23 protein-coding genes are annotated in these 22,127 nt (G+C 29.9%); 5 read left to right on the top strand and 18 right to left on the bottom strand.

The features are described 5' to 3' along the window. Window positions 1-256 precede the first annotated feature (256 nt). Window positions 257-682 carry a hypothetical protein gene (locus tag MR76_RS02860; RefSeq protein WP_024072194.1) on the bottom strand — a complete coding sequence of 142 codons (426 nt, stop codon included), beginning with the start codon at window positions 680-682 and terminating at the stop codon, window positions 257-259. Window positions 683-837: 155 nt separating this feature from the next. On the opposite strand from MR76_RS02860, the gene MR76_RS02865 reads away from it, so the two are divergent. Then, window positions 838-1,260: a nucleoside deaminase gene (locus MR76_RS02865; protein WP_024072195.1), complete on the top strand. Its 423-nt coding sequence runs from the start codon at window positions 838-840 to the stop codon at window positions 1,258-1,260. Between the two features lie 174 nt (window positions 1,261-1,434). On the opposite strand, the gene MR76_RS02870 is transcribed toward MR76_RS02865, so the two are convergent. Genes MR76_RS02870 through rpmF form a run of 3 tightly spaced genes read right to left on the bottom strand, consistent with a single transcriptional unit; the run spans window position 1,435 to window position 3,628 of the window. Further along, the gene (locus MR76_RS02870) at window positions 1,435-2,394 is read right to left on the bottom strand and encodes a beta-ketoacyl-ACP synthase III (RefSeq protein ID WP_024072196.1); all 960 of its coding nucleotides are present in this window, start codon (window positions 2,392-2,394) and stop codon (window positions 1,435-1,437) included. Window positions 2,395-2,403: 9 nt separating this feature from the next. Next, a complete protein-coding gene (plsX, locus tag MR76_RS02875; protein WP_024072197.1) occupies window positions 2,404-3,417 on the bottom strand; it encodes a phosphate acyltransferase PlsX in 1,014 nt (337 codons plus the stop codon). A 25-nt stretch (window positions 3,418-3,442) separates the two neighbouring features. Beyond that, window positions 3,443-3,628 carry a 50S ribosomal protein L32 gene (gene rpmF, locus MR76_RS02880; protein ID WP_024072198.1) on the bottom strand — a complete coding sequence of 62 codons (186 nt, stop codon included), beginning with the start codon at window positions 3,626-3,628 and terminating at the stop codon, window positions 3,443-3,445. A 143-nt stretch (window positions 3,629-3,771) separates the two neighbouring features. Between rpmF and tgt the strand changes: the two genes are divergently transcribed. Next, a complete protein-coding gene (gene tgt / locus MR76_RS02885) occupies window positions 3,772-4,962 on the top strand; it encodes a tRNA guanosine(34) transglycosylase Tgt (protein ID WP_024072199.1) in 1,191 nt (396 codons plus the stop codon). Window positions 4,963-6,144: 1,182 nt separating this feature from the next. On the opposite strand, the gene pstB is transcribed toward tgt, so the two are convergent. Genes pstB through ubiA form a run of 4 tightly spaced genes read right to left on the bottom strand, consistent with a single transcriptional unit; the run spans window position 6,145 to window position 9,146 of the window. Continuing rightward, window positions 6,145-6,906, bottom strand: a complete 762-nt coding sequence (pstB, locus tag MR76_RS02890) for a phosphate ABC transporter ATP-binding protein PstB (protein ID WP_024072201.1) — start codon at window positions 6,904-6,906, stop codon at window positions 6,145-6,147. 18 nt (window positions 6,907-6,924) lie between these two features. After that, on the bottom strand, window positions 6,925-7,728 hold the full coding sequence (gene dapB, locus MR76_RS02895; RefSeq protein ID WP_024072202.1) for a 4-hydroxy-tetrahydrodipicolinate reductase: 804 nt from the start codon (window positions 7,726-7,728) through the stop codon (window positions 6,925-6,927). Further along, window positions 7,725-8,219, bottom strand: a complete 495-nt coding sequence (locus MR76_RS02900; RefSeq protein ID WP_024072203.1) for a flavin reductase family protein — start codon at window positions 8,217-8,219, stop codon at window positions 7,725-7,727. The genes dapB and MR76_RS02900 overlap by 4 nt, the downstream gene beginning before the upstream one ends. Window positions 8,220-8,267: 48 nt before the next feature. After that, entirely contained in the window at window positions 8,268-9,146 is an 879-nt protein-coding gene (ubiA, locus tag MR76_RS02905; RefSeq protein WP_024072204.1) for a 4-hydroxybenzoate octaprenyltransferase, read from the bottom strand. Window positions 9,147-9,423: 277 nt separating this feature from the next. Between ubiA and rpmH the strand changes: the two genes are divergently transcribed. The 3 genes from rpmH to MR76_RS02915 all read left to right on the top strand — a co-directional run bounded on the left by rpmH (window position 9,424) and on the right by MR76_RS02915 (window position 11,287). Then, the gene (gene rpmH, locus MR76_RS04725; protein ID WP_081712322.1) at window positions 9,424-9,558 is read left to right on the top strand and encodes a 50S ribosomal protein L34; all 135 of its coding nucleotides are present in this window, start codon (window positions 9,424-9,426) and stop codon (window positions 9,556-9,558) included. Then, on the top strand, window positions 9,549-9,908 hold the full coding sequence (gene rnpA, locus MR76_RS02910) for a ribonuclease P protein component (protein ID WP_024072205.1): 360 nt from the start codon (window positions 9,549-9,551) through the stop codon (window positions 9,906-9,908). The genes rpmH and rnpA overlap by 10 nt, the downstream gene beginning before the upstream one ends. Before the next feature lie 65 nt (window positions 9,909-9,973). Next, on the top strand, window positions 9,974-11,287 hold the full coding sequence (locus MR76_RS02915; RefSeq protein WP_024072206.1) for an alanine/glycine:cation symporter family protein: 1,314 nt from the start codon (window positions 9,974-9,976) through the stop codon (window positions 11,285-11,287). Window positions 11,288-11,615: 328 nt separating this feature from the next. Here MR76_RS02915 and MR76_RS04955 read toward each other — a convergent pair whose 3' ends face one another. The 10 genes from MR76_RS04955 to rplO form a co-directional block, all read right to left on the bottom strand. Beyond that, window positions 11,616-12,890: a ComEC/Rec2 family competence protein gene (locus MR76_RS04955; RefSeq protein ID WP_235111247.1), complete on the bottom strand. Its 1,275-nt coding sequence runs from the start codon at window positions 12,888-12,890 to the stop codon at window positions 11,616-11,618. 122 nt (window positions 12,891-13,012) lie between these two features. Then, complete coding sequence (locus MR76_RS04960) at window positions 13,013-13,570, bottom strand: DUF4131 domain-containing protein (RefSeq protein WP_235111249.1); 558 nt, start codon at window positions 13,568-13,570, stop codon at window positions 13,013-13,015. 1,301 nt (window positions 13,571-14,871) lie between these two features. Then, window positions 14,872-17,238 (bottom strand): phenylalanine--tRNA ligase subunit beta, encoded by a 2,367-nt coding sequence (gene pheT / locus MR76_RS02925; RefSeq protein WP_024072207.1) that lies wholly within the window; start codon window positions 17,236-17,238, stop codon window positions 14,872-14,874. 49 nt (window positions 17,239-17,287) lie between these two features. After that, complete coding sequence (rplQ, locus tag MR76_RS02930; RefSeq protein WP_024072208.1) at window positions 17,288-17,692, bottom strand: 50S ribosomal protein L17; 405 nt, start codon at window positions 17,690-17,692, stop codon at window positions 17,288-17,290. Window positions 17,693-17,701: 9 nt separating this feature from the next. After that, window positions 17,702-18,817, bottom strand: coding sequence for a DNA-directed RNA polymerase subunit alpha (locus MR76_RS02935; protein ID WP_081712323.1), 1,116 nt, complete (start codon window positions 18,815-18,817; stop codon window positions 17,702-17,704). Between the two features lie 29 nt (window positions 18,818-18,846). Further along, entirely contained in the window at window positions 18,847-19,227 is a 381-nt protein-coding gene (gene rpsK, locus MR76_RS02940) for a 30S ribosomal protein S11 (protein WP_024072210.1), read from the bottom strand. Window positions 19,228-19,238: 11 nt separating this feature from the next. Next, the gene (rpsM, locus tag MR76_RS02945; protein WP_024072211.1) at window positions 19,239-19,610 is read right to left on the bottom strand and encodes a 30S ribosomal protein S13; all 372 of its coding nucleotides are present in this window, start codon (window positions 19,608-19,610) and stop codon (window positions 19,239-19,241) included. Window positions 19,611-19,668: 58 nt separating this feature from the next. Then, window positions 19,669-20,334 (bottom strand): adenylate kinase family protein, encoded by a 666-nt coding sequence (locus MR76_RS02950; RefSeq protein ID WP_024072212.1) that lies wholly within the window; start codon window positions 20,332-20,334, stop codon window positions 19,669-19,671. Next, complete coding sequence (gene secY / locus MR76_RS02955) at window positions 20,319-21,617, bottom strand: preprotein translocase subunit SecY (protein WP_024072213.1); 1,299 nt, start codon at window positions 21,615-21,617, stop codon at window positions 20,319-20,321. Before secY ends, MR76_RS02950 begins: the two co-directional genes overlap by 16 nt. 39 nt (window positions 21,618-21,656) lie before the next feature. Beyond that, window positions 21,657-22,127, bottom strand: coding sequence for a 50S ribosomal protein L15 (rplO, locus tag MR76_RS02960; RefSeq protein WP_052327679.1), 471 nt, complete (start codon window positions 22,125-22,127; stop codon window positions 21,657-21,659).

The raw sequence follows: 22,127 nt of genomic DNA on the forward strand, positions 1-22,127 counted from the left end.
ATTGTTATATAATTGTGCATTTATAGCTAAAATTTAGATTTTACGTAAAATAAAGTACCACATAACTATTTAGATCTTCCTCTATGCTTTCCTTGGGATAAAGACATCACACTCATGAATATTTACAAAATTGATCATGATTAACAGGACATCATAAATGTTATAAAGTCAGGTCAATACATAATACAACAATTGTTATATAATTGTGCATTTATAGCTAAAATTTAGATTTTACGTAAAATAAAGTACCACATAACTATTTAGATCTTCCTCTATGCTTTCCTTGAGATAGAGACTTCATACTTACAAACATTTGCCAAAATCCTGTTTGCTCTTTATCAAATTTCAAACCAGCAAACCTTTGCAGCTTCTCAGACATTACAAGCTTAGTCCACTGACCTATTGGTTGCATAATATTAATGACTTTAGTATTACCTTCATATTCTACTTGATCTCTAGCAAGATCACTCACTAACATTTGATGTTTAATGAGCTCTTTCTTCTTTTTCTCTATATACCTTTTATATTTCTCTTCATCTGTTAGCTGATCTTCATAATCATTATCAATAAATATCTTTAAAAGATTTTCATATATAGAGCTTCTACAAAAGGTAAATAAGGCAATACAAATACCTAAGATACCAAAAGCTATGACTAAATAAATAAGAATATCAAAATACATAAAAATATATAAAAGCCCTACGTGTATAGTATATCATAATTTTATCAAAATAGTAACCACTCACTTTATTTAACTATAAAATATTAATCAAATTTTTTCTATTATATAATACTAATTTTAAGTAAAAAGTAAGAGCAGTGTTCGACTATACATATATGAAATTAGCTATTTCAAAAGCACAAGAAGATATATCAGAAGTACCAGTAGGAGCAGTTATAGTACATAACAACAAAGTAATATCTTTCGCTAATAATTTAAACATACACAACACAGATCCAACTGCTCATGCAGAAATCTTAGCTATAAGAAAGGCATGTAAAATATTATCTACTCATATATTAAATCAATGTGATATATACGTGACTTTAGAACCATGCGCAATGTGTGCACAAGCAATATCATTTTCTAAGATACGTAGATTATACTTTGGAGCTTATAATAAAAAATATGGAGCAATTGAGAATGGAGCTAGAATTCTCCAATTTTGTCATCATATACCAGAAGTATATGGTGGAATACTAGAAGAAGAAAACATAAAACTTATAACAAATTTTTTTAAAAAACTAAGAAGACAGTAATTTACAGATAACTTACTCTATTAAACAAAAAATATATAGTTATCTTATACTATAAAAATATATCACTTCACTATAAATAACTGATATAAAAAACAAGCAAATTAGATATCATACATTTTTTTATATAATAAAATCTCCAAAAGCAATAATACCAACACTTTATAAGAAGCTTTATTAAATACGTATTAAACATGTACCCCAAGTAAAACCACCACCTATTGCTGCCAATACAGCAATATCTTGCTTTTTTAATCTTCCAGATTCCTTTGCATAAGATAGCGCTAAAGGAATTGATGCTGCAGAAGTATTGCCATGTTGATCAACACTAATAACCATTTTTTCATAAGGTATCTTGAGTCTGCGTGCAACTAGTTCAATAATACGAACATTAGCCTGATGCAAAATAAACCAATCAATATCACCTATTTCTAAAACATTTTGATTCAGAATTTCAAGTATAGAAGAACTCAATTTTTCAATCGCATGTTCAAATACAACAGTACCACTCATACATATCGTACCAGCAACACCATTATATGCGGTACCACCACTAGTATATAATAAATTACAAAAAGCTCCATCAGAATGTAAAATAGTTGATATAATACCATCATCTCCTTCAGAATTATTGCTTAAAACTACTGCACCTGCCCCATCCCCAAATAAAACACATGTTGATCTATCTTGCCAATCTAAAATCCTAGACATAATTTCAGCCCCTATAACTAAAGCTGTATTTACCTGACCAGACTTAATAAAACTATCAGCAACAGATATCGCATATATAAACCCAGAACACACCGCTTGAATATCAAAAGCAAACGCTTTTTTACATTCTAACTTATTCTGAACTATAGTAGCACAACTGGGAAAAGTTCTATCCGGGGTAGTAGTAGCAACAATAATTAACTCAATTTCATCTTTATGAACACATGCATCATTTAAAGCTGATATTGCTGCACTCGCTGCCATATCTGAAGTCATTTCATTTTCTTCAGCAATATGCCTTTGCTTTATGCCAGTTCTCTTCACTATCCACTCATCACTAGTTTCGACAGTTAGAGCAAGCTCATCATTTGTTAATATCTTCTTAGGCAAATATGAGCCTATCCCCAACAGATTAGATCTTTTCATAGGACAACATTAATTTAATTCATGAATAATTTTAGCATTGATATCATTACGCACAGCATTTACGGCTACCTTAATAGCATTAGCAAAAGCTACTTTATCAGCATTCCCATGACTTTTCACTACAACACCATTTAACCCTACTAACATAGCTCCATTATACATTTTAGGATTAAACCTCATGAAATCTTTTTTCATACTAGATTTCAACAACAACCCTGCAAATTTCGTTATCATAGAACTAGCAACTGATTTTTCAAAAACTGACTTAAAAGTATATGCAAGAGATTCAGTGACTTTTAATACAATATTTCCAGAAAATCCATCTGCAACTACAACATCAACCTTACTTTCCAGTATATCAATAGGTTCAATATATCCACAAAAATTTATTTTATTTTCAATTTGTTTTAATAATAAAAACGCTTCTCTTATAACACCTGTACCTTTAACTTCTTCTTGTCCAACATTTAGTAATGCTACTTTAGGTTTAGGAATATTCAATACAGCCTTTGCGAAAGCATTACCCATAATAGCAAATTGAAATAAAGAACTCGAACTACAATCAATATTAGCCCCTAAATCTAAGAACACAAATTCTTCACCTCCTCTAGAAGGGAGCGCGGTACAAATAGCTGGACGGTCTATATTAGGCAGTGTTCCTAATAAAAAACGCGAAATAGCCATTAAAGCACCTGTATTACCAGAAGACACAACTGCAGATGTTACATTACCTTTTATACTATCAATTGCACACCACATACTAGAAGATCTACGTTTTCTTAAAGCAAAAGATGGCTTATCATTCGCCAATACTACTTCTGGAGTATTAAAAAATAAGCTATAATTCTTAACATTTTTATATTTATCTAATATAGGTAAAACTTGGCTTTCCTGCCCATATATATTAAAAGAAACGTTTTGATTATCTAATAAATTTGTTAAAGCAAAATCCAACCCGCCTACTACTGCTTCAGGGGCAAAATCCCCACCCATAGCATCTACTGCAATTGATATCATGCTCATTCTATATACTTCCCAAAAAAACTAACTACATATTACTACTATCTACTTCTAATATCTGTTTCTCATTATAATATCCACCCAAACATATATGATGAGACAACTTGTATTCTCCTGTTGTCTTGTCAATCCCAATATTAGGAATTTTCAATTTACAGTGTGAACGGTGCATATTACGACGTGATTTTGACTTCTTTCTTTTTGGTACAGCCATTAATATAACTCCAAAATTAAAAACGTTAGCTTACATTATTATTGAAAACGAATAAATTAGCAAATATTTTTCAATTAATACCTAGCAAAAACTTAGGAAATAATTTAAATACTATCATTAAATATTGAATCTCTTAGTTTTTTATGTATAAAAATTTTAACTTTAAAATTACACACCAACACAATAATGCACGACTAGGTACCATATTTACTCCTCATGGTGTAATCGATACCCCAGCTTTTATATTCTGTGCTACAAAAGCAGCTATAAAATCCGTTGATATATCAAAAATCAAAGAATCAAACACACAAATTATATTATCCAATACTTACCACTTAATGCTACAACCTGGTGAAGACATCATTGAAAAATTAGGAGGTTTACATAAAATCACCGGTTGGAATAAACCAATGCTTACAGATTCAGGTGGATATCAAATATTTAGCTTAGGGTATGGTTCAGTATCAGATGAAATCAAGAGTGCAGGAAGAAATCGTACTTCAAGAACCTTAGTTTCTATTAGTGAAGAAGGAGCTGTATTTAAATCTTATATAAATGGCAGCTTATATCATTTAACTCCAGAAAAATCTATACAGATTCAACAAAAATTAGGTGCAGATTTAATTGTTGTACTAGATGAATGCACTCCATTTCATATTAGTTATGATTACACAAAAAAATCAATGAATATGAGTCATAGATGGGCTGTCAGATGTATCGATCAATTCAAAAAAAATAATGATAATTCTCAAGCATTATACGGAATAATTCAAGGTGGAGTTTATGAAGACCTCAGAATCAACAGCTGCAATTTTATAAACGATATGCCATTTTTCGGACATGCAATTGGTGGATCACTAGGAGCATGTAAACAACAAATGTATGACATTGTTTCACTAACAACAAGCAAATTAGATAAAAACCGTCCTATTCATCTATTAGGAATAGGTAATATCGATGATATATTTCAAGGAGTAAAAGTAGGTATTGATACTTTTGACTGTGTATATCCAACAAGAATAGCTCGACATGGTGGAGCATTAGTGAAACCAAAGCACAGAACAGAACACACATACAATAAAGAATATATAAATCTGAAAAATAAAAGATTTAAAGTAGATACAAACCCTATAGAGCCAGAGTGCATATGTTTTACATGTTGTCACCATTCAAGAGGATATATACACCACCTATTAAAAGCACAAGAATTATTAGCTTACAGCTTAATTAGCATACACAATATATATTTTATGAATAACTTAATGCAATCCATTAGGAAAGCAATACTGAATAATAGATTAGAAGAAGAACAAAATAAGTGGGTCATACAGTAAAAAATCAATCTTAAAACAAGTTTTCCTAAGCAACATCATAACAAAATACTTGTAGTGATATGGAATTCAACAAGAATTATAGAAAATACTAGTAACACTATAAATAAATTTTTAATAAAGTAGCACTAAGACAATTTTGAACTACACCACGTCCCATTAACGACTAAATTTAAATTCTCTTATCCTGATAATTCATTATTTATTACAATCATACATACATATACAACTATCAGGTACTGCAAAATAATAAATATAATGTTGTCATTATTTCAATACGGGATTATATAGTTTGGGTATAAATAACTTCCACGCATAACAATTTTTTACATACCTACCACTACTACACTGTGATAATTAACTGCAATAACACGATCTAAATCAGATATAAATATAAGATACTGCAATAATAATAACATAATGTATCTCAACGGCAGTATATAGCTTGATTATAAATAACTTCCACGCATAACAATTTTTTACATACCTACCACTACTACACTGTGATAATTAACTGCAATAACACGATCTAAATCAGATATAAATATAAGATACTGCAATAATAATAACATAATGTATCTCAACGGCAGTATATAGCTTGATTATAAATAACTTCCACGCATAACAATTTTTTACATACCTACCACTACTACACTGTGATAATTAACTGCAATAACACGATCTAAATCAGATATAAATATAAGATACTGCAATAATAATAACATAATGTATCTCAACGGCAGTATATAGCTTGATTATAAATAATTCCTACAACATAATAATTTTCTCACATACTTACCACTACACTAGTATATCACATCATACAATAGACAATATTAAGTTAATACCGATCATTACAGAAAAACCGATTTTTCTTTGCATTTTGCTTATTGTAAATCTTAAAAAATCTGCCAGTCAGTTTATACTTTCACTACTCACTTATAGCTAAAGACTGCTAGTTTATCGAATATTTTCAAAACGTAGCAACCCTAAACTTATATAACTGTACAGCTAAATATTACTATAGCCTACTTACGCTATATTTTGAATTTTGCTCGATTGCAGATTCTGAAAAATCTACCTAGTCAGTTTATACTTTTACTATTCTTCGACAACTACAAATTACTATCATATCACATATTCTCACAGACATAATGAATCTAACTCTATTTAATTTAAGCACTATTACAACTGATCTACTATATATCTTTGGGTTTTACTTGATTGCGGATTTTGAAAAATCTCCTCAGTAGTATTGTACTCAACTATTTTTCCAGAATCAAAAACTGCCACTCTATCAGAGATCTTTTTAGCTTGTTTCATAGAATGAGTCACTACAATAATAGTAAAATTCTTTTTTAAATTTTGAATCAAATTTTCAATCACATTTGTAGCTACAGGATCAAGAGCAGAACATGGTTCATCCATAAGTAACATTGTTGGCCTCACTGCAATAGCACGCGCTATACACAAGCGTTGCTGCTGCCCCCCTGATAATTCAAAAGCATTATCTTTTAGTCTATCACACAACTCTTCCCACAAACCAACACTTGTTAAACTTTTTTCTACAATTTCGTCTAACTTCTTTTTATTCTTAGCTAACCCGTGTAATTTCGGCCCATAGGCTACATTATCATATATAGACTTAGGAAAAGGATTAGGCTTTTGAAAAACCATACCAACTTTTGCACGAAGAAGAACCACGTTTGTATTAACAGAGTAAACCCCTATATCATCAACATTTAAACTACCTTTAATCTTACAATTCGATATAAAATCATTCATACGATTGAAACACCTTAAGAAAGTAGATTTTCCACATCCTGAAGGACCTATAAAAGCTGTAACTTCTCTTTTATATATATCCAAATTTATATCATACAAGATTTGGTTAGCATCGTACCATAAACTTAAATTTTTAGCTGAAGCATGAATCTGCTGTGACATATTAACCCTAATTAAAAACTACACTATAGTAGCCATCATGTCTGACATTGTATATACACCAGGAGGTTGCTTTACTAGCCACAATGCAGCTTTTAAAGCTCCTTTTGCATAAAGATTCTTATTTAATGTTCTATGATTAAAATCTATCATCTCTTCATCACTCACAAACATAACTCTGTGATCACTCAAATCAGCACCACCCCTAGATACAGCATATCCAATAGTATTAAGATCTTTTCTAGCTTCTTGTGGAGTACCCCCTACGTATTGAGCCATTTTAAATGGAACATTTCTTCCCTTAGCTGCAGCTTTTCCTAAAATTAAAGATGTACCAGATGGAGAGTCTTTCTTATATCTATGATGCATTTCCCAAATTTCAACATCATAATCAAATAGCTTCTTTGCAGTTTCTTCAACTAATCTTGCAAGTATATTAACACCAAAGCTTACATTTGTAGTCCATAAAAATGGTATATTCTTTATATAATCTTCAAAAACCATTTCTGTAGCAGCTGGACCAGTAGTACCACTTAAGAGAGGCTTTCTCTTGTTTTCAGCCATTTGGATACATTCCAACAGTGTTGTAGGATTAGTAAATTCCACAACAATATCTGAAACCTCAAAAAGATGCTCTAAAGAATCAGTAATTTTAGCACAGCAATCACATCCTACAACTTCCCCTAAGATTTGTCCGACATGTGGATTACCTGGACGAACAAGACCTGAACTTACTTGAGCATAAGGACTTGCCGATATTTCATTAACTAATCGTCTACCCTGCTTGCCCAAACAACCAACTATTCCTATGTTTACCTTTGTCACAACATACCTCCTATCATCATATATTTACCTTTATAATACACCAGTGGCTTATCATTACTATTCAGCTTTGAACAACTTATAACCTCACCAACTATAATCTTATGGTCCCCACCGTCATACACATGTTTTTTAGCACAATATATATACGATATTACCCCATCAATAATTGGAATACCATCCATAACACTATAATTAAAATCTTTCCAATCTTTTACGTCAGACTCTGCAAAATCTTGAGATATACTTTTTTGTTTATCACTCAATATATTCACAATAAATTTTGAACATGTATGAAATATTTCAAACCTAGAAGCAGACTTTTCAATTGAAAATAATACCATAGGTGGGACTAAAGAAACAGAATTAAACGAATTAACAGTAATGCCATGCATACTACCACTTGGACTAACTGTAGTCACAACTGTTACACCAGTAACAAATTCACTTAAGCAAGATTTAATATAAGCCTTAGAAAAATCACCAACCTGCATTTATCAGATCACCCACCACACAACTACAGTACTACTTTTAAACATCACTCAAAGCACCCTACCAAGCACAGTACCTAAAAACAAAATTAATCCTACATATATATTTACTTTAAACATATACATACATTTTTCCGGGTTGTCAAAATCTGATTTTTTATACTGATAATAGAAAATTACAACAATAAACAGAATTGCCATATAAAAGATAGGATGCAATACAGAAATTATACCAGCAGAAGTCCACATCGTAACAGTAATCATATATAACCGTCCAATCCACAATCTAACATCACTACCAAATTTTATTGCAGTAGATTGCACTCCTAAATTGATATCATACTCTTTATCTTGTAAAGCATATATGGTATCATACCCTACTGTCCAAAAAATACATCCTATATAAAACAATACACAACTCAATGTTAAATGACCAACGGTCATAGTACATCCCATTAATACTCCAACATTAAAAACTACTCCAAGCACTAACTGCGGCCAAGGGAAACATCTTTTAGCTAACGGATATAAAATAATTAGTACCATTGATATCACACTAAGTTTAACAGTATACATATTAGTAAATACAAGCAATATGCCTGCGCACAATAAAAGTATTATCAATATTTTTAATGCTTGAAAAACACTTAGATTATTATTTGCTAATGGCCTATTTTTTGTCCTTTTTACTTCCGCATCTATTTTTCTATCAAAAATATCATTAATGATGCATCCAGCTGGTCTCATGACAAATGCTCCTAAAGAACATAAAAACATATAACCACAAGCCTCTAATACACTATGAGATACTAAAGCTATACTGGCTGAAGCAGGAAATATTAGCAATAAAATTACTTCTACACTATGTAATCTCAATAATAAACGATATTCTCCAAAATTAGACATAATATCTTTCACTTTACACAACATATATCCTCTTAATATCAACTGAGATGTAGAAAGTATATACACAATCAACCACTAATAAAAAATAAAAAACCCGTACATTCAACCTTAAATGATCATTTTTTTTAGTTAATTATGAGTTTATATCAGTAATTTTAGTATTCTATAGAATGACCTTAGTCAAAAACTAAATAAATTATTCTTTTATCTAATAAAAATTGCCAAACTCCTTCTTGACAAATACTATCACACCATATAGCCTTTAAAAATATAGTTTTAACACTTATTAGGAAATTCTAAGATGAAAAGGACTTTTCAGCCTAGTAGAATTGTACGCAAACGTAGGCACGGCTTTAGATCAAGAATGTCAACTAAAATGGGGAGAAGAATTTTAAATCGCAGACGTGCTCAGGGTCGTCGTGTTTTATGCGCTTAAAAGGTATAGTTACAGTAAAAAAAAGAAAGTGTTTTCTATTTGCAAGAAACAATGGTACTTCTATAGGAGGTGGTGGGTTATTCTTACAAGCTGTTAAGGAGTATAATGGTCCTTTAGAAGGTGGGTACGTTAGAGTTGGGTTTACAGTAAGTAAGAAAGTTGGCAAAGCTGTTATACGTAATAAAGTCAAAAGGCGTTTTCGTGCATTAGCGCAAAGTATTATTGTCAAGCATGCCATTAGAGGGTACTATTATATATTAATTGGTAATAGATACACACCAAAAGTAAGTTTTAAAGAGATGTCATTGAGGTTGGTAAGTTACCTAAATGCTCCACGCTTACACTCTTAAAAGATTTTAAATAACTATTTTGATTTCATAAAAGTTTTTCTAATTTTAGTTTGCATGAAGTAGCTATGAATATGTTAAATTTAGTGTTATCTTTTCCAGCAGTGTTTTTGCTGCTATTTACTGGTATTTATTTATCAATAAAATCAAAATTCTTACAAATTACAAAACTCCCAAGTGCGATATCATTAATCACAATGAAAAAATATCGCGATAAATCCTTTTCTATTGCTGCACTATGTACAATAATAGGCGGAAATTTAGGTGTTGGAAATATCTCAGGTACAGCAGTTGCATTAAAATCAGGAAGTCCAGGATTTGCTTTATGGATGGTCATTATAGTAACCCTATGTTCAATTATCAAATATACAACTTGTTATCTAAGCATAGAAACACGAGTAAAAATTAATAAGCAATACATTGGAGGACCAGCTATATACTTTAAACATGCATTCAAAACAAAAAAAGCTGTGACAGTTTTTACTATACTTATGCTTATATGTTCTATTACAATAGGTAATTTTGTTCAAGTTAATTCTCTATCAATACCAATGGAATTAATTAATAAACCTCCAATAATAGCAGGATTATTCATGTGTGTAGTATTCTTTGCTGTTACAATATTAAGACTGGAAATCATTACAGCATTAATTTCAAAACTTGTACCAACAATGGCTATAGCATATATAGCATTAGCATCTTTTGTACTGTATAAATTTAGTGAAAACATTATACCTTCTATAAAATTAATTTTTTCTAATTTCCTCACATTTGAAAGTTTTAAGTCAGGAATGATAGGAGCATTTATTCTAGAAACATTTCATATAATCCAAGTAGGAACTCTTAGAGGTATATTTGCAACAGACATAGGACTAGGACTAGAAGGTATGGTTCACTCTTCTATAAATAGCAATAGTAAAGACTTCAATATACATCAAAGTTTTATTTCTTTAATTTCCCCATTTATAGTAGTCATTATTACATTGATCACAACTCTTGTTATACTTGTCACTAATACATGGCTTGGACCTCTCGAAAGTACCAACATGTGTATAGCCGCTTTTAGATCTGCATTTGATTCAGAATATATAAATTATGTTATCATAGTAATCATGTTTTGCTTCTCATTCACAACTATTTTCACATGGTTTGTCTGTGCTAAAAGCACTCTATATTGTCTCACAGATGGAAAAGATACTTTATGTATAAAAATTTGGAAAATTCTATACACTATAATAATACCAATAGGAGCACTAGGAAAAGTGCAGCTTCTGTGGAACATAGCTGATATTTCTATATCACTGATATTAATTAGTAATACTATTGCTATACTAGTACTGCTACCAAAATACAGGAATATATTTAAATGCAGCCTCAGCTAACGGACCATCAAAGCTAGATGTTCCAAGTCCAAATCCTTTTTATTGGACTAGTTTTTTAAAAATAACATACTACTAACAAATATAAGCTGAGAACAAATATTCTTATTAGCATACCTGGAATAGCATATTACTTATGTATTCCATATCCTGCTGCAAGATATCCTAATCTTTATCTCTTATTTGTTAATTAAGGCAACATAATAATGAACTATACCCATAACCCACTACTAACAGATGCATTATTAAAAACAATAAGATAATTTCTGAACAAAATATAACTATGATAAGAACAAACAACTCTCATGCAGTGCATCTGAATAGCATATACTTATGTATTCCATATCCTGTTACCAGATATCTTATCAATTTTTATACTGTTATTCGTCACCCAAACAACATATGACTTCCTAATATCACTATAATCAATATGTTGGGTTATGCATTTATCTGGATATATGAATTTCTTCCCTTGTACAATTAAGTCTACATTTAGACAATTTCGCATTATATAATCAGCATTATAAGCAATTAAAACATTTTTTCCTAATTTGCTATATATACACCCTTCACTCTTCTTACAAGATAAGTATTTATTACTTCCAAAATAAGGCCTTAACATTTCTCCTTGACCATTTTGTCTTGCCCATGTCAAATTTACAAAACTTGTCAAATGAGCTTTTTGATTGATTGCATATAACTTACCATCTGACTCTTTAACTACAATATTATACTGATTCACTATAACATCAGGAGTTATATAGTTAATACCAATAAAAACACCCAATACAATCAGTATTAATCCATAAAATCTCACACTTCCTTTCCATAAACATAAAAATAAAAAGCCTAAAGTAATAACCAATATAGATACTGAAGAAAAAGCATGCAATAACACTATTAAGCCATTTATTTTAGAAATATATTGAGTTATACGTATAAGTACCCTGACCGAACTTTCTACCATCCATGAAATACAGAACTCTAAATTAACAATACCCAATACAATATATAACAACCCCAATGGCATTATAAAGAATGTTGTAATTGGAATTGCAAGTAAATTAGCAAAAACACCTGCTATAGAAAAATAGTTAAAATGATATATTACATAAGGAAGTGTAGCCAAACTTGCAATTAATGAACTTAAAATAATTGATAAAAAATACTGTAGTATATTATTCATCATCACTAACCTTAAAAAAATATTACGACTAGCAACAAGAGCAAGTACAGCAGCAAAGGACATTTGAAAACTTGGACTTAGCAATGATTCAGGGTTAATTAATAATATAACAAATGATGCAATTGCTATAGAACACAAATTATTATGATTTCGATCAATTAAAACACCAATAAAAATACAACTCACCATAATAAAAGCACGTTGAGCTGAAACAGGTATTCCAGCAATCAACAAGTAAATTAGACTCACGATAATAGCTATAACAGCAGAGATTTTCTTTATGTTGTATCTTTCCGCAAATCTTGTAAACAATACTAATAAATTTCTTAATAAAGAAAAAAATAACCCAGCAATAAAAGATAAATGTAATCCAGAAATAGCAAAAAGATGAGCTATTCCTGTATTTCTAATAGAATCCATTATATCATCTTTAATACCTTCTTTTTTCCCTATTAATAATGCACTTAATATATTAGCGCTATCTTCTGTTAAGCTTCGTAGAAGTATTCTATATATACCAAATCTTACAAGTTCTATATATTCTATAATTTGTTTATTTTTATTTTTTTAAATAAATATACATTACTAATTGTAAAACCTACCGCACTTATATTTTTAAAATATGCTATACGCGAAAAATCATAAGAAAATGGAGATACAGCAGCTGATGGAGGATAAATAATTGCAGAAAATTGTACTATATCACCTATTACAATCCTACTATCCAGTTTAGTACGAACTTCCAACCTAATACATTTTATCTTGTATTTACTATTTTTGATATCACAAACAACCAATCTCTTATACGATTGTTTAGTACTTATTTCTTTTACTTTAGCAACAATATCCCTTAGATATACCTGATGTCGTAATGTATCACTAACAAAATAATGTGCTTTTACTTGAACACTAATAAATCCTAATACGACAAAGAAAATTGATAAAAATAAAATACTATACTTTTTTAAATAAATAAAAACTAAACTTACTAATAATAAGCATGCAAGATATATTAACAAATCATCTTGTGGTTCCCTATTTAAAGAAAAGTATGCTATTATGCCAACCCCTTGTAATACTGGCATCCAAATTATCAGCATACTTTTATTGTCATTAAGATTCTTATATAACAACAGTATTATTTTTTTAATAATTACATTCATTAACAATATATATTTAATAAATGTTAAAATATTAATATATTTTATTTTATAAACAACTTAATATTTACTACATATCCAATACTAAATACTGTGATTCAAAATATATTCTATCTATCTATCTATGTAATCTTGAACAAGCATTATATATCTTCCTATAAAATTATATGACAACAGTAAATTGGCTGTTGCAACCAGGATTAAAATTGATAAAACATCTGATAACAAGAAGACTTATGAGTGTTAATTATTTAGAATATATCATTCAAACATTCTACTAAGAATATTTATTTTAAACTTGTACTTATTAGTATGCTATTGTTTTAAAAACCAGCTTTATAATTTAAAACAGGTCCAGTGAATTGGTATACCGATATAGGACTTTAAGTAAAAAATAACTAGAATCTACTCTCACTACATAACAAGGTAAAAAAATCAATAAACACCTGATAACAAAAAACTTATGAGTTTTAACTGTTTATGCATGTATCATTCAAACATTCTAATAAGAATATTTATTTTAAACTTGCACTTATTAGTATGCTATTGTTTTAAAAACCAGCTTTATAATTTAAAACAGGTCCAGTGAATTGGTATACCGATATAGGACTTTAAGTAAAAAATAACTAGAATCTACTCTCACTACATAACAAGGTAAAAAAATTAATAAACACCTGATAACAAAAAACTTATGAGTTTTAACTGTTTATGCATGTATCATTCAAACATTCTAATAAGAATATTTATTTTAAACTTGTACTTATTAGTATGCTATTGTTTTAAAAACCAGCCTTATAATTTAAAACAGGTCCAGTGAATTGGTATACCGATATAGGACTTTAAGTAAAAAATAACTAGAATCTAATCTCACTACATAATAAGGTAAAAAAATTAATAAACACCTGATAACAAAAAACTTATGAGTTTTAACTGTTTATGCATGTATCATTCAAACATTCTAATAAGAATATTTATTTTAAACTTGCACTTATTAGTATGCTATTGTTTTAAAAAACCAGCCTTTACATTTAATAACAAGTACACATTAATTATTACGGATCATACAGTTATATTGATATTGAGATATTACTTAAGTGATAAATATTAATAATTTTCTCCCCATGGTACTTGCATATTATACTTAAAAATTAAAGATATAATCTACTGTCTTATGCATCTCAGTGTGATATAAATAACATCCGTAAATATTAAATAAATGAATAGCAAAAAGGACACGCACATTAAAAAGATCTTAATATTCCACCAAGTTCCTGAGCTACAGCATTAATTATCAGATCAGATGCATCTTTTATTTCTTGATCATTTAATGTGTGATCAACAGGCTTGAAAGTAACTGATAATGCAACAGATAATTTATTATCACCTATATTATTCCCTTCATATAAATCAAAAACTGCAACATTATCTATTAAAGTACTGTTACTATTTTTGGTAACATCTATTAAACGCTGTACACTTATATCTTTATTAATTAAAAAAGCAAAATCACGTTTTACACACTGATAACATGATTCTACAAATTCTTTACGTACTACATCTACTTGAGGAATTTTATATAAAAACACCTCAAAACAAACTATTGGACGCTTTATTTCATATAAACGCATTATATCAGGATGTAGCTCTCCAAAATACCCTAGCAAAATATTGTTAAAATATACATCTGCAGACTTTGCAGGATGAAGATATGATCTGTTAGACTTTTTAAATTCTACAGCACTAGACTTAATATTCAATTCTTGTAATATACTAATAACATCAGATTTGACATCAAAAATATCAACAGATCTATCAAGTTTATAAAGATTTCGTGGGAAATTACTTCCATATCTGACGCCACCTACTACATAACTGTTATTACTACATACATTATCAATACTATAAACTTGACCTATCTCAAAAATAGCTATCTCACTATTTCCATATGCTTGATTCTCAGAAACAACCTGAAGCAAATTCAATAAAATACTTGGCCGCATTAAATTTAGCTTATCACTAATGGGATTATCTATTAGCAATAATTCTGAATCATACCCTAATTTCTTAGCAAATGTTATATTTGTAAATGACCAAGTGATTACCTCCATCAATCCTTCAGCCAATAGTACTGATCTTAATCTATCATAACAGTTATCGGTAATATCAACATGAGAAATAGGTATAGGTTCTTCACCTATTTGATCATATCCATATAACCTAAGGACTTCTTCTACAATATCAGAATGATGCTTAATATCAGACCTCCATGAAGGAACAGTCATTTTCCAGATATATTCATTACTACTATCTACAGTAAAACCAAGCTTAATAAAAAAATCAGAAATTTGTTTTACTGGAATATCAACATTTCCCACTTTTCTTACAGATTCTAGAGAAAAATCTAACTCAATATCATTAACTAAATAATTTTCATCAGAAACAACATCAAAAGGCTTGCCACCACAATATTCCAATATCATTTTCGTAGCTAAATCTAGCCCAGTTTGCAAAAATCTAGGATCAAGAAACCTTTCAAAACGATAACTAGCATCAGTAGATAACTTAATTTTTCTTGAAGACAAAACAATATCTACAGGATTAAACCATGCAGATTCTAAGAAAATATCCTTTGTATCTAATAAACAACTACTTAACTGAGAACCTATTATTCCAGCAATACCATGAACATTATTATCTAAGTCAACAGCTATAATATTTTCTGCACCTAAAATGTATTTTTTATTATTAAGAGCAGAAAATTCTACTTGATTCTCAGCTTTTTTAAAAATCAATTTCTTTGTTATTTTGCTTGCATCATATACATGAAGTGGCCTATTGAAAGACAGCATAATATAATTTGTTATATCAACAACAAATGAAATTGAATTTATCCCACATGCGAACAAATAATCCTTTAACCACTTAGGACTTTCACAATTTTTTACTCCTTTAATATATCTTCCCCTAACTATTCCATCAACTTGTACACAAACTCCAATTGGAGAAGTATTAGAACCGGTAGAATTACTAATAATTTGATGATCTATACATCTCAATTCCCCTATACCAGCAGCAGCTAAATCACGCGCTATACCATATACTCCTAAACAATCTCCACGATTTGGAGTAATGTTAACTTCTATAATTGGATCACAAGGAAAAAAAGTATCTCCTACATTATAAGTAGATGACAATTCAATTATTCCATCACTAGAATCATTATGGTTTATAATTCCTAATTCATCATTAGAACACAACATACCATGACTTTCAACACCTCGTAGTTTTACCACCTTAATCACAGATTGATTTTTTGGAATTACACTACCAACATGTGCTAAGACAGTTTTCATACCAGCTCTTACATTAGAAGCGCCACACACGACCTGGAAAGTCTCCTTTCCATCAAATACTTTACACACCCTTAACTTATTAGCTGAGTGATGAGGAATTACTTCTAATACCTTAACAATAACAAAAGTTTTTAAATGATCGCAATAATCTACACTATTTACTTCTATACCAATATCACTAAGCTTCTTAACTATTAAATCCAAAGAAACATTTGTATCAAGATATTGCTTCAACCATGAAAGTGTAAATCTCATAACCAATCACTTTAGATAAAAAACATGAGAATATTATAAAAATACAAAACTAAGAACTCTTATTATTACTTTCAACAGTTACTGCTTGTCTATCAACAAACTCTATAATTGCTATAGGTGCACTATCACCTTTACGGAATCCATTCTTGATAATCCTAGTATACCCACCATTTCTATTTTTATAACGTACTGACAATGCATTAATCAATTTATCAGCTGCATCAGGATTTTTAATTTTAGAAATTAATAACCTTTTTCCATAAACTAAATTTTTTTCTTTATATACCTTACCAATGGTAATAAGCTTTTCTACATAAGGACGTATTTCCTTTGCTTTAGGTAAAGTAGTAGATATCCTCTCGTGCTTAATTAAAGATATACATAAATTCAAAAGCATAGACACTCTATGAGCACTGGTACGAGAAAATTTTCTATGAGCAACACGATGCCTCATAATATAACCTCATTCTTCACTATATTGTTTACTTAAACTCTCAATGGACTCAGGAGGCCAATTCGCAATCTTCATTCCCAAATGCAAATTCATACTTGCTAAAAGCTCATTAATCTCATTAAGCGACTTTCTACCAAAATTTGGAGTTCTCAACATATCAGATTCAGTTTTTTGAACCAAATCCCCTATATAAGTAATATTATCATTTTTCAAACAATTATAAGATCTTACTGAAAGCTCTAACTCATCAACTTTACGTAATAAATTAGAATCATAAGGTAATGTATCTTTAGTATCAACTTTCTTATGAGGCTCATCAGTTTCATCAAAATTAATAAATGGTTGAAATTGATCTTGCAAAATTCTTGCAGCTAACGCCACTGCTTCATCAGGTAAAATAGATCCATCTGTCTCTACAGACATAATTAATTTATCATAATCTGTAAATTGGCCAATACGACTACTTTCTACCTTAAAAGATGCCTTTTTTATAGGACTATAGAGAGCATTAGTAGCAATGAAATTTACTGGTATATCACCAAGCTTGGCAACTGATTTACGCTTTACAGCCGGAACATAACCTTTTCCAGCATTAACATACATCTTTATATTAAAATCTACACCCTGATCTAAAGTACAAATTAATAAATCCTTATTAAGTATAATACAATCATCAGTATCAGCTATCATCCCAGACCTTACTTCACATGGTCCTTTTACTTTGAGAGATAGAACCTTACTATTCATACCAGAAAGTTTTACTCTCATCATGCTAATATTCAAAAGAATATCTGTGACATCTTCCCTAACTCCAGAAATCGAAGTAAATTCGTGCAAAACATTTTCTATTTCAACTCCATAAACAGCAAAACCACGTAAAGAGGACATCATAACTCTTCTTAAAGCATTACCTAAAGTTAAAGCAAAACCACTTTCAAGAGGTTCAATAACTAAATCTGCCTTGTTCGAAGAAGTACCATGAGGAACTACCTTAATAGAAGAAGGTTTAGTCAATTTACTCCAATGGTCACTCATTGATATATAACTTACCCCACTAGAGTAAGCATTACCTATTGTATAGCCCGAATCTTGAGCAATAGAATTAGAATCCTCATCAAAAATCACAACAGAACCTCACATAGTAACAAATATACTTAAACTCTACGTCTTCCTGGAAGTTTACATCCATTATGCGGAAGCTTTGTAGTATCCTTAATAGAAGTAACATTTAAATTACAAGCCTGTACAGCCCTTATAGCTGCTTCTCTACCTGCACCAGGACCAGAAACTTTAATAGATACTGTTTTCATCCCATTTTGTTCAACAACTGTCTTAACAGCATGACTTGCTGTTTCTTGTGCTGCATAAGGGGTTGCTTTCTTAGAACCTTTGAAGCCACATGCCCCAGCAGAAGTACATATTAACGAATGTCCTTGCTGATCTGTAACTGTCACAATGATATTATTATAGGTAGCATGAATATGTACTACCCCAACTACAACATTTCTCTTTTTCTTTTTATACACTACACTCATAATATACCTTGTTATTTTTTCTTAGCAGCAACTGGTAATCTTGATCTACCTTTACGAGTTTTAGCATTAGTATGAGTCCTTTGACCACGAACAGGTAACCCTCTCCTATGCCTTAACCCTCTATAGCATCCTATATCAGTTAAAAATTTAATATTCATACTAACTTCTTTTCTTAGATCGCCTTCTACTGTATAATTCTCTCTAATAAAATTCCTTATTCTAATAATCTCATCATCATTTAAATTCACAACACGAACATTATGATCAATATTACAACCTTCACAGATTCTATTAGCTAAAGAAAGACCAATACCATATATATAAGTTAAAGCAATAACTATACGCTTATTTGTAGGAATATTTACTCCAGCTATACGCGCCACTAACTCTCCTCCACAAGATAACAAATGTTTTGTAATATAGCAAATATGCAGCTTAACGTCAACCAATAATTAAAGGATCTATTTTGTCTTTTATATCACAAGTAACTTCTTCTATTGACTTACCTGCATCAACACATACAACCTTACCACGATAATAATCCTCTAATTTTTTTATCTCTTTATTATATTGATTTACTCTTTTTATGATAACTTCTACTTTATCATCATAACGATAATCTAGTTGATTGCTTTTACAAAACTTACAAAAAATCTCATCTATTGTTTTATCAAAAAAATTTAAATTAGAAACCTGTCCACAATTTTTACATAAAATACGGCCATATAGCCTATTCTTTATTGTTTCTAGATCCAATTGCAATTGTATTACTATATCAATCCGACTATTACACTCTTCTAAAATTTCCGTCAAAAATCTTGCTTGCCCTAAATTTCTTGGAAATCCATCTAATAAAAATCCATTCTTTACCTTACTAATAGATTTAGCAAACATTTTACAGACTATATCATCACTCACTAAATCACCAGATTCCATAACTTGCTTAATTCTTCTACCATCATCAGTATCAAGTTCTACTTCATTCCTTAATAAATCTCCTGTTGAAATTACAGAAATAGTACTATAACTTTCCGATAAAATACGGCATTGTGTACCTTTCCCAGATCCAGGAGGACCAAAAATTAATATATTTATTTTATTTTCCATAATTCAGATTTTTTAATTAATGTACTATACCTGCTTGAATATAAATGTGTCTGTACTTGAGAGAATGTGTCAATTATTACGTTTATTATTATCAAAAAGCTAGTACCTCCTAAAGTAAAAGAAACAGAATAGTTATACCTTATTAATTCAGGAATTATGCAAATAATTGTTAAATAAATTGATCCTAAAACAGTTAACCTCTTTATCACATAGTTAAAGTACTCACAAGTACCATTCCCAGGTCTTTTTCCTGGAATAAAACCTCCATTTTTTTTTAAAATCTCTGATGTTTCTTTCGAATCAAAAACAAAAGCTGTATAAAAAAATGCAAAAAATATTATTAATAATGCATAACACACCATATACAGTAACTTACCAGATGAAAAATGCATTAATATAAAATCAGACCACGGAGAACCTTGATGAAAATTTGCTACTGTGATCGGGGATAATAATAAAGCATTAGCAAAAATAGGTGGAATTACTCCAGAAATATTAATTTTTAACGGAATATAAGTAGAACTACTACCATATAATTTATTTTTAACTTGTCTCTTAGGATACTGTACTAATATCTTTCTATAAGATTTTTCAATAAAAATAATTAATAGTAATAATGCAAAAAATATTAGAAGCATTAATAAAATCACAAATATTGGAACATTCCCATTTTTACCTAATAAAAACATAGAAGAAAAAGATCCAGGCAACTCAGCTACTATACCTGTAAATATAATCATAGATACGCCATTACCTATACCATTTTTACTGATCCTTTCCCCTAACCAAAGTAAAAACATTGTACCACCTAACAGACTACTGATACCTACTACACGAAATAATATACCAGGATCAATGACTACAACACTAGCTTCTGTATTCATTTTCTCTAATCCAAGTAAAATAACAAAACCTTGAACTAGACAGAAAAAAATAGTCATATACCGTATATAACTATTAATTTTAATTCGTCCTAACTCACCATTTTGCCTAAGATCATTTAATTTTGGAATAGTTACTGATAATAGCTGAACAATTATAGAAGAAACTATATATGGCATAACATTTAATGCAAAAATAGTCATTCTACCTAAAGCACCACCAGAAAATACATTAAAAATCCCTAAGACACCTACAGAATGTTTTGTAACTACTGCATCTATTACATCCGGATTAATACCAGGAATAGGTATATATGTACCCAAACGGTATATAATAAGACATAATAAAGTAAACCAAAGCTTACCTAATAAATTATCCTTATTCCAAGATAGTAAATCCATTTTTTGTGACATAAGACTACTTAACTATGAATTTAAATATTATTCTTTACTTTCTGATACATTACTTAATAAAGTAACTTGTGACTTCGCTGATTTTGAAATAAAATCATATTCAATTGCCACTGCAGTATTCAACTTACCATTTCCAAGAATCTTAATTTTTTCTTGAACAGAAGAAATAATCCCTAGATTAAATAAAATTTTTTTCGTAATTGCAGAAACATCTTCAATTTTTTTACTATCAATTAACCTCTGAATTGTAGACAGATTGATTATTGAATACCTATCTTTAAGCAGAGAATTAAATCCTCTTTTAGGCAACCTGGTAAATATAGATTGTTGACCACCTTCAAATCCGTTTATAGCAACTCCAGATCTTGCTTTTTGTCCTTTATGTCCGCGACCAGAAGTCTTACCTTTTCCGCAACCTATACCTCTACCTAACACCTTAGATTTTTTCTTTTTAGGTAACCCGCTAAATATATTATTTAATTTTATAACTGTATCCAT

It is taken from the genome of Ehrlichia muris AS145, assembly GCF_000508225.1.
Taxonomy (GTDB): domain Bacteria; phylum Pseudomonadota; class Alphaproteobacteria; order Rickettsiales; family Anaplasmataceae; genus Ehrlichia; species Ehrlichia muris.

What these genes read in the sequence shown, in the direction of transcription:
- MR76_RS02860 (WP_024072194.1), bottom strand. Translation starts at nt 682, where the DNA reads ATGTATTTTGATATTCTTATTTATTTAGTCATAGCTTTTGGTATCTTA.
- MR76_RS02865 (WP_024072195.1), top strand. Translation starts at nt 838, where the DNA reads ATGAAATTAGCTATTTCAAAAGCACAAGAAGATATATCAGAAGTACCA.
- MR76_RS02870 (WP_024072196.1), bottom strand. Translation starts at nt 2,394, where the DNA reads ATGAAAAGATCTAATCTGTTGGGGATAGGCTCATATTTGCCTAAGAAG.
- plsX (WP_024072197.1), bottom strand. Translation starts at nt 3,417, where the DNA reads ATGAGCATGATATCAATTGCAGTAGATGCTATGGGTGGGGATTTTGCC.
- rpmF (WP_024072198.1), bottom strand. Translation starts at nt 3,628, where the DNA reads ATGGCTGTACCAAAAAGAAAGAAGTCAAAATCACGTCGTAATATGCAC.
- tgt (WP_024072199.1), top strand. Translation starts at nt 3,772, where the DNA reads ATGTATAAAAATTTTAACTTTAAAATTACACACCAACACAATAATGCA.
- pstB (WP_024072201.1), bottom strand. Translation starts at nt 6,906, where the DNA reads ATGTCACAGCAGATTCATGCTTCAGCTAAAAATTTAAGTTTATGGTAC.
- MR76_RS02900 (WP_024072203.1), bottom strand. Translation starts at nt 8,219, where the DNA reads ATGCAGGTTGGTGATTTTTCTAAGGCTTATATTAAATCTTGCTTAAGT.
- ubiA (WP_024072204.1), bottom strand. Translation starts at nt 9,146, where the DNA reads ATGTTGTGTAAAGTGAAAGATATTATGTCTAATTTTGGAGAATATCGT.
- rpmH (WP_081712322.1), top strand. Translation starts at nt 9,424, where the DNA reads ATGAAAAGGACTTTTCAGCCTAGTAGAATTGTACGCAAACGTAGGCAC.
- rnpA (WP_024072205.1), top strand. Translation starts at nt 9,549, where the DNA reads ATGCGCTTAAAAGGTATAGTTACAGTAAAAAAAAGAAAGTGTTTTCTA.
- MR76_RS02915 (WP_024072206.1), top strand. Translation starts at nt 9,974, where the DNA reads ATGAATATGTTAAATTTAGTGTTATCTTTTCCAGCAGTGTTTTTGCTG.
- MR76_RS04955 (WP_235111247.1), bottom strand. Translation starts at nt 12,890, where the DNA reads ATGGATTCTATTAGAAATACAGGAATAGCTCATCTTTTTGCTATTTCT.
- MR76_RS04960 (WP_235111249.1), bottom strand. Translation starts at nt 13,570, where the DNA reads ATGCTGATAATTTGGATGCCAGTATTACAAGGGGTTGGCATAATAGCA.
- pheT (WP_024072207.1), bottom strand. Translation starts at nt 17,238, where the DNA reads ATGAGATTTACACTTTCATGGTTGAAGCAATATCTTGATACAAATGTT.
- rplQ (WP_024072208.1), bottom strand. Translation starts at nt 17,692, where the DNA reads ATGAGGCATCGTGTTGCTCATAGAAAATTTTCTCGTACCAGTGCTCAT.
- rpsK (WP_024072210.1), bottom strand. Translation starts at nt 19,227, where the DNA reads ATGAGTGTAGTGTATAAAAAGAAAAAGAGAAATGTTGTAGTTGGGGTA.
- MR76_RS02950 (WP_024072212.1), bottom strand. Translation starts at nt 20,334, where the DNA reads ATGGAAAATAAAATAAATATATTAATTTTTGGTCCTCCTGGATCTGGG.
- secY (WP_024072213.1), bottom strand. Translation starts at nt 21,617, where the DNA reads ATGGATTTACTATCTTGGAATAAGGATAATTTATTAGGTAAGCTTTGG.
- rplO (WP_052327679.1), bottom strand. Translation starts at nt 22,127, where the DNA reads ATGGATACAGTTATAAAATTAAATAATATATTTAGCGGGTTACCTAAA.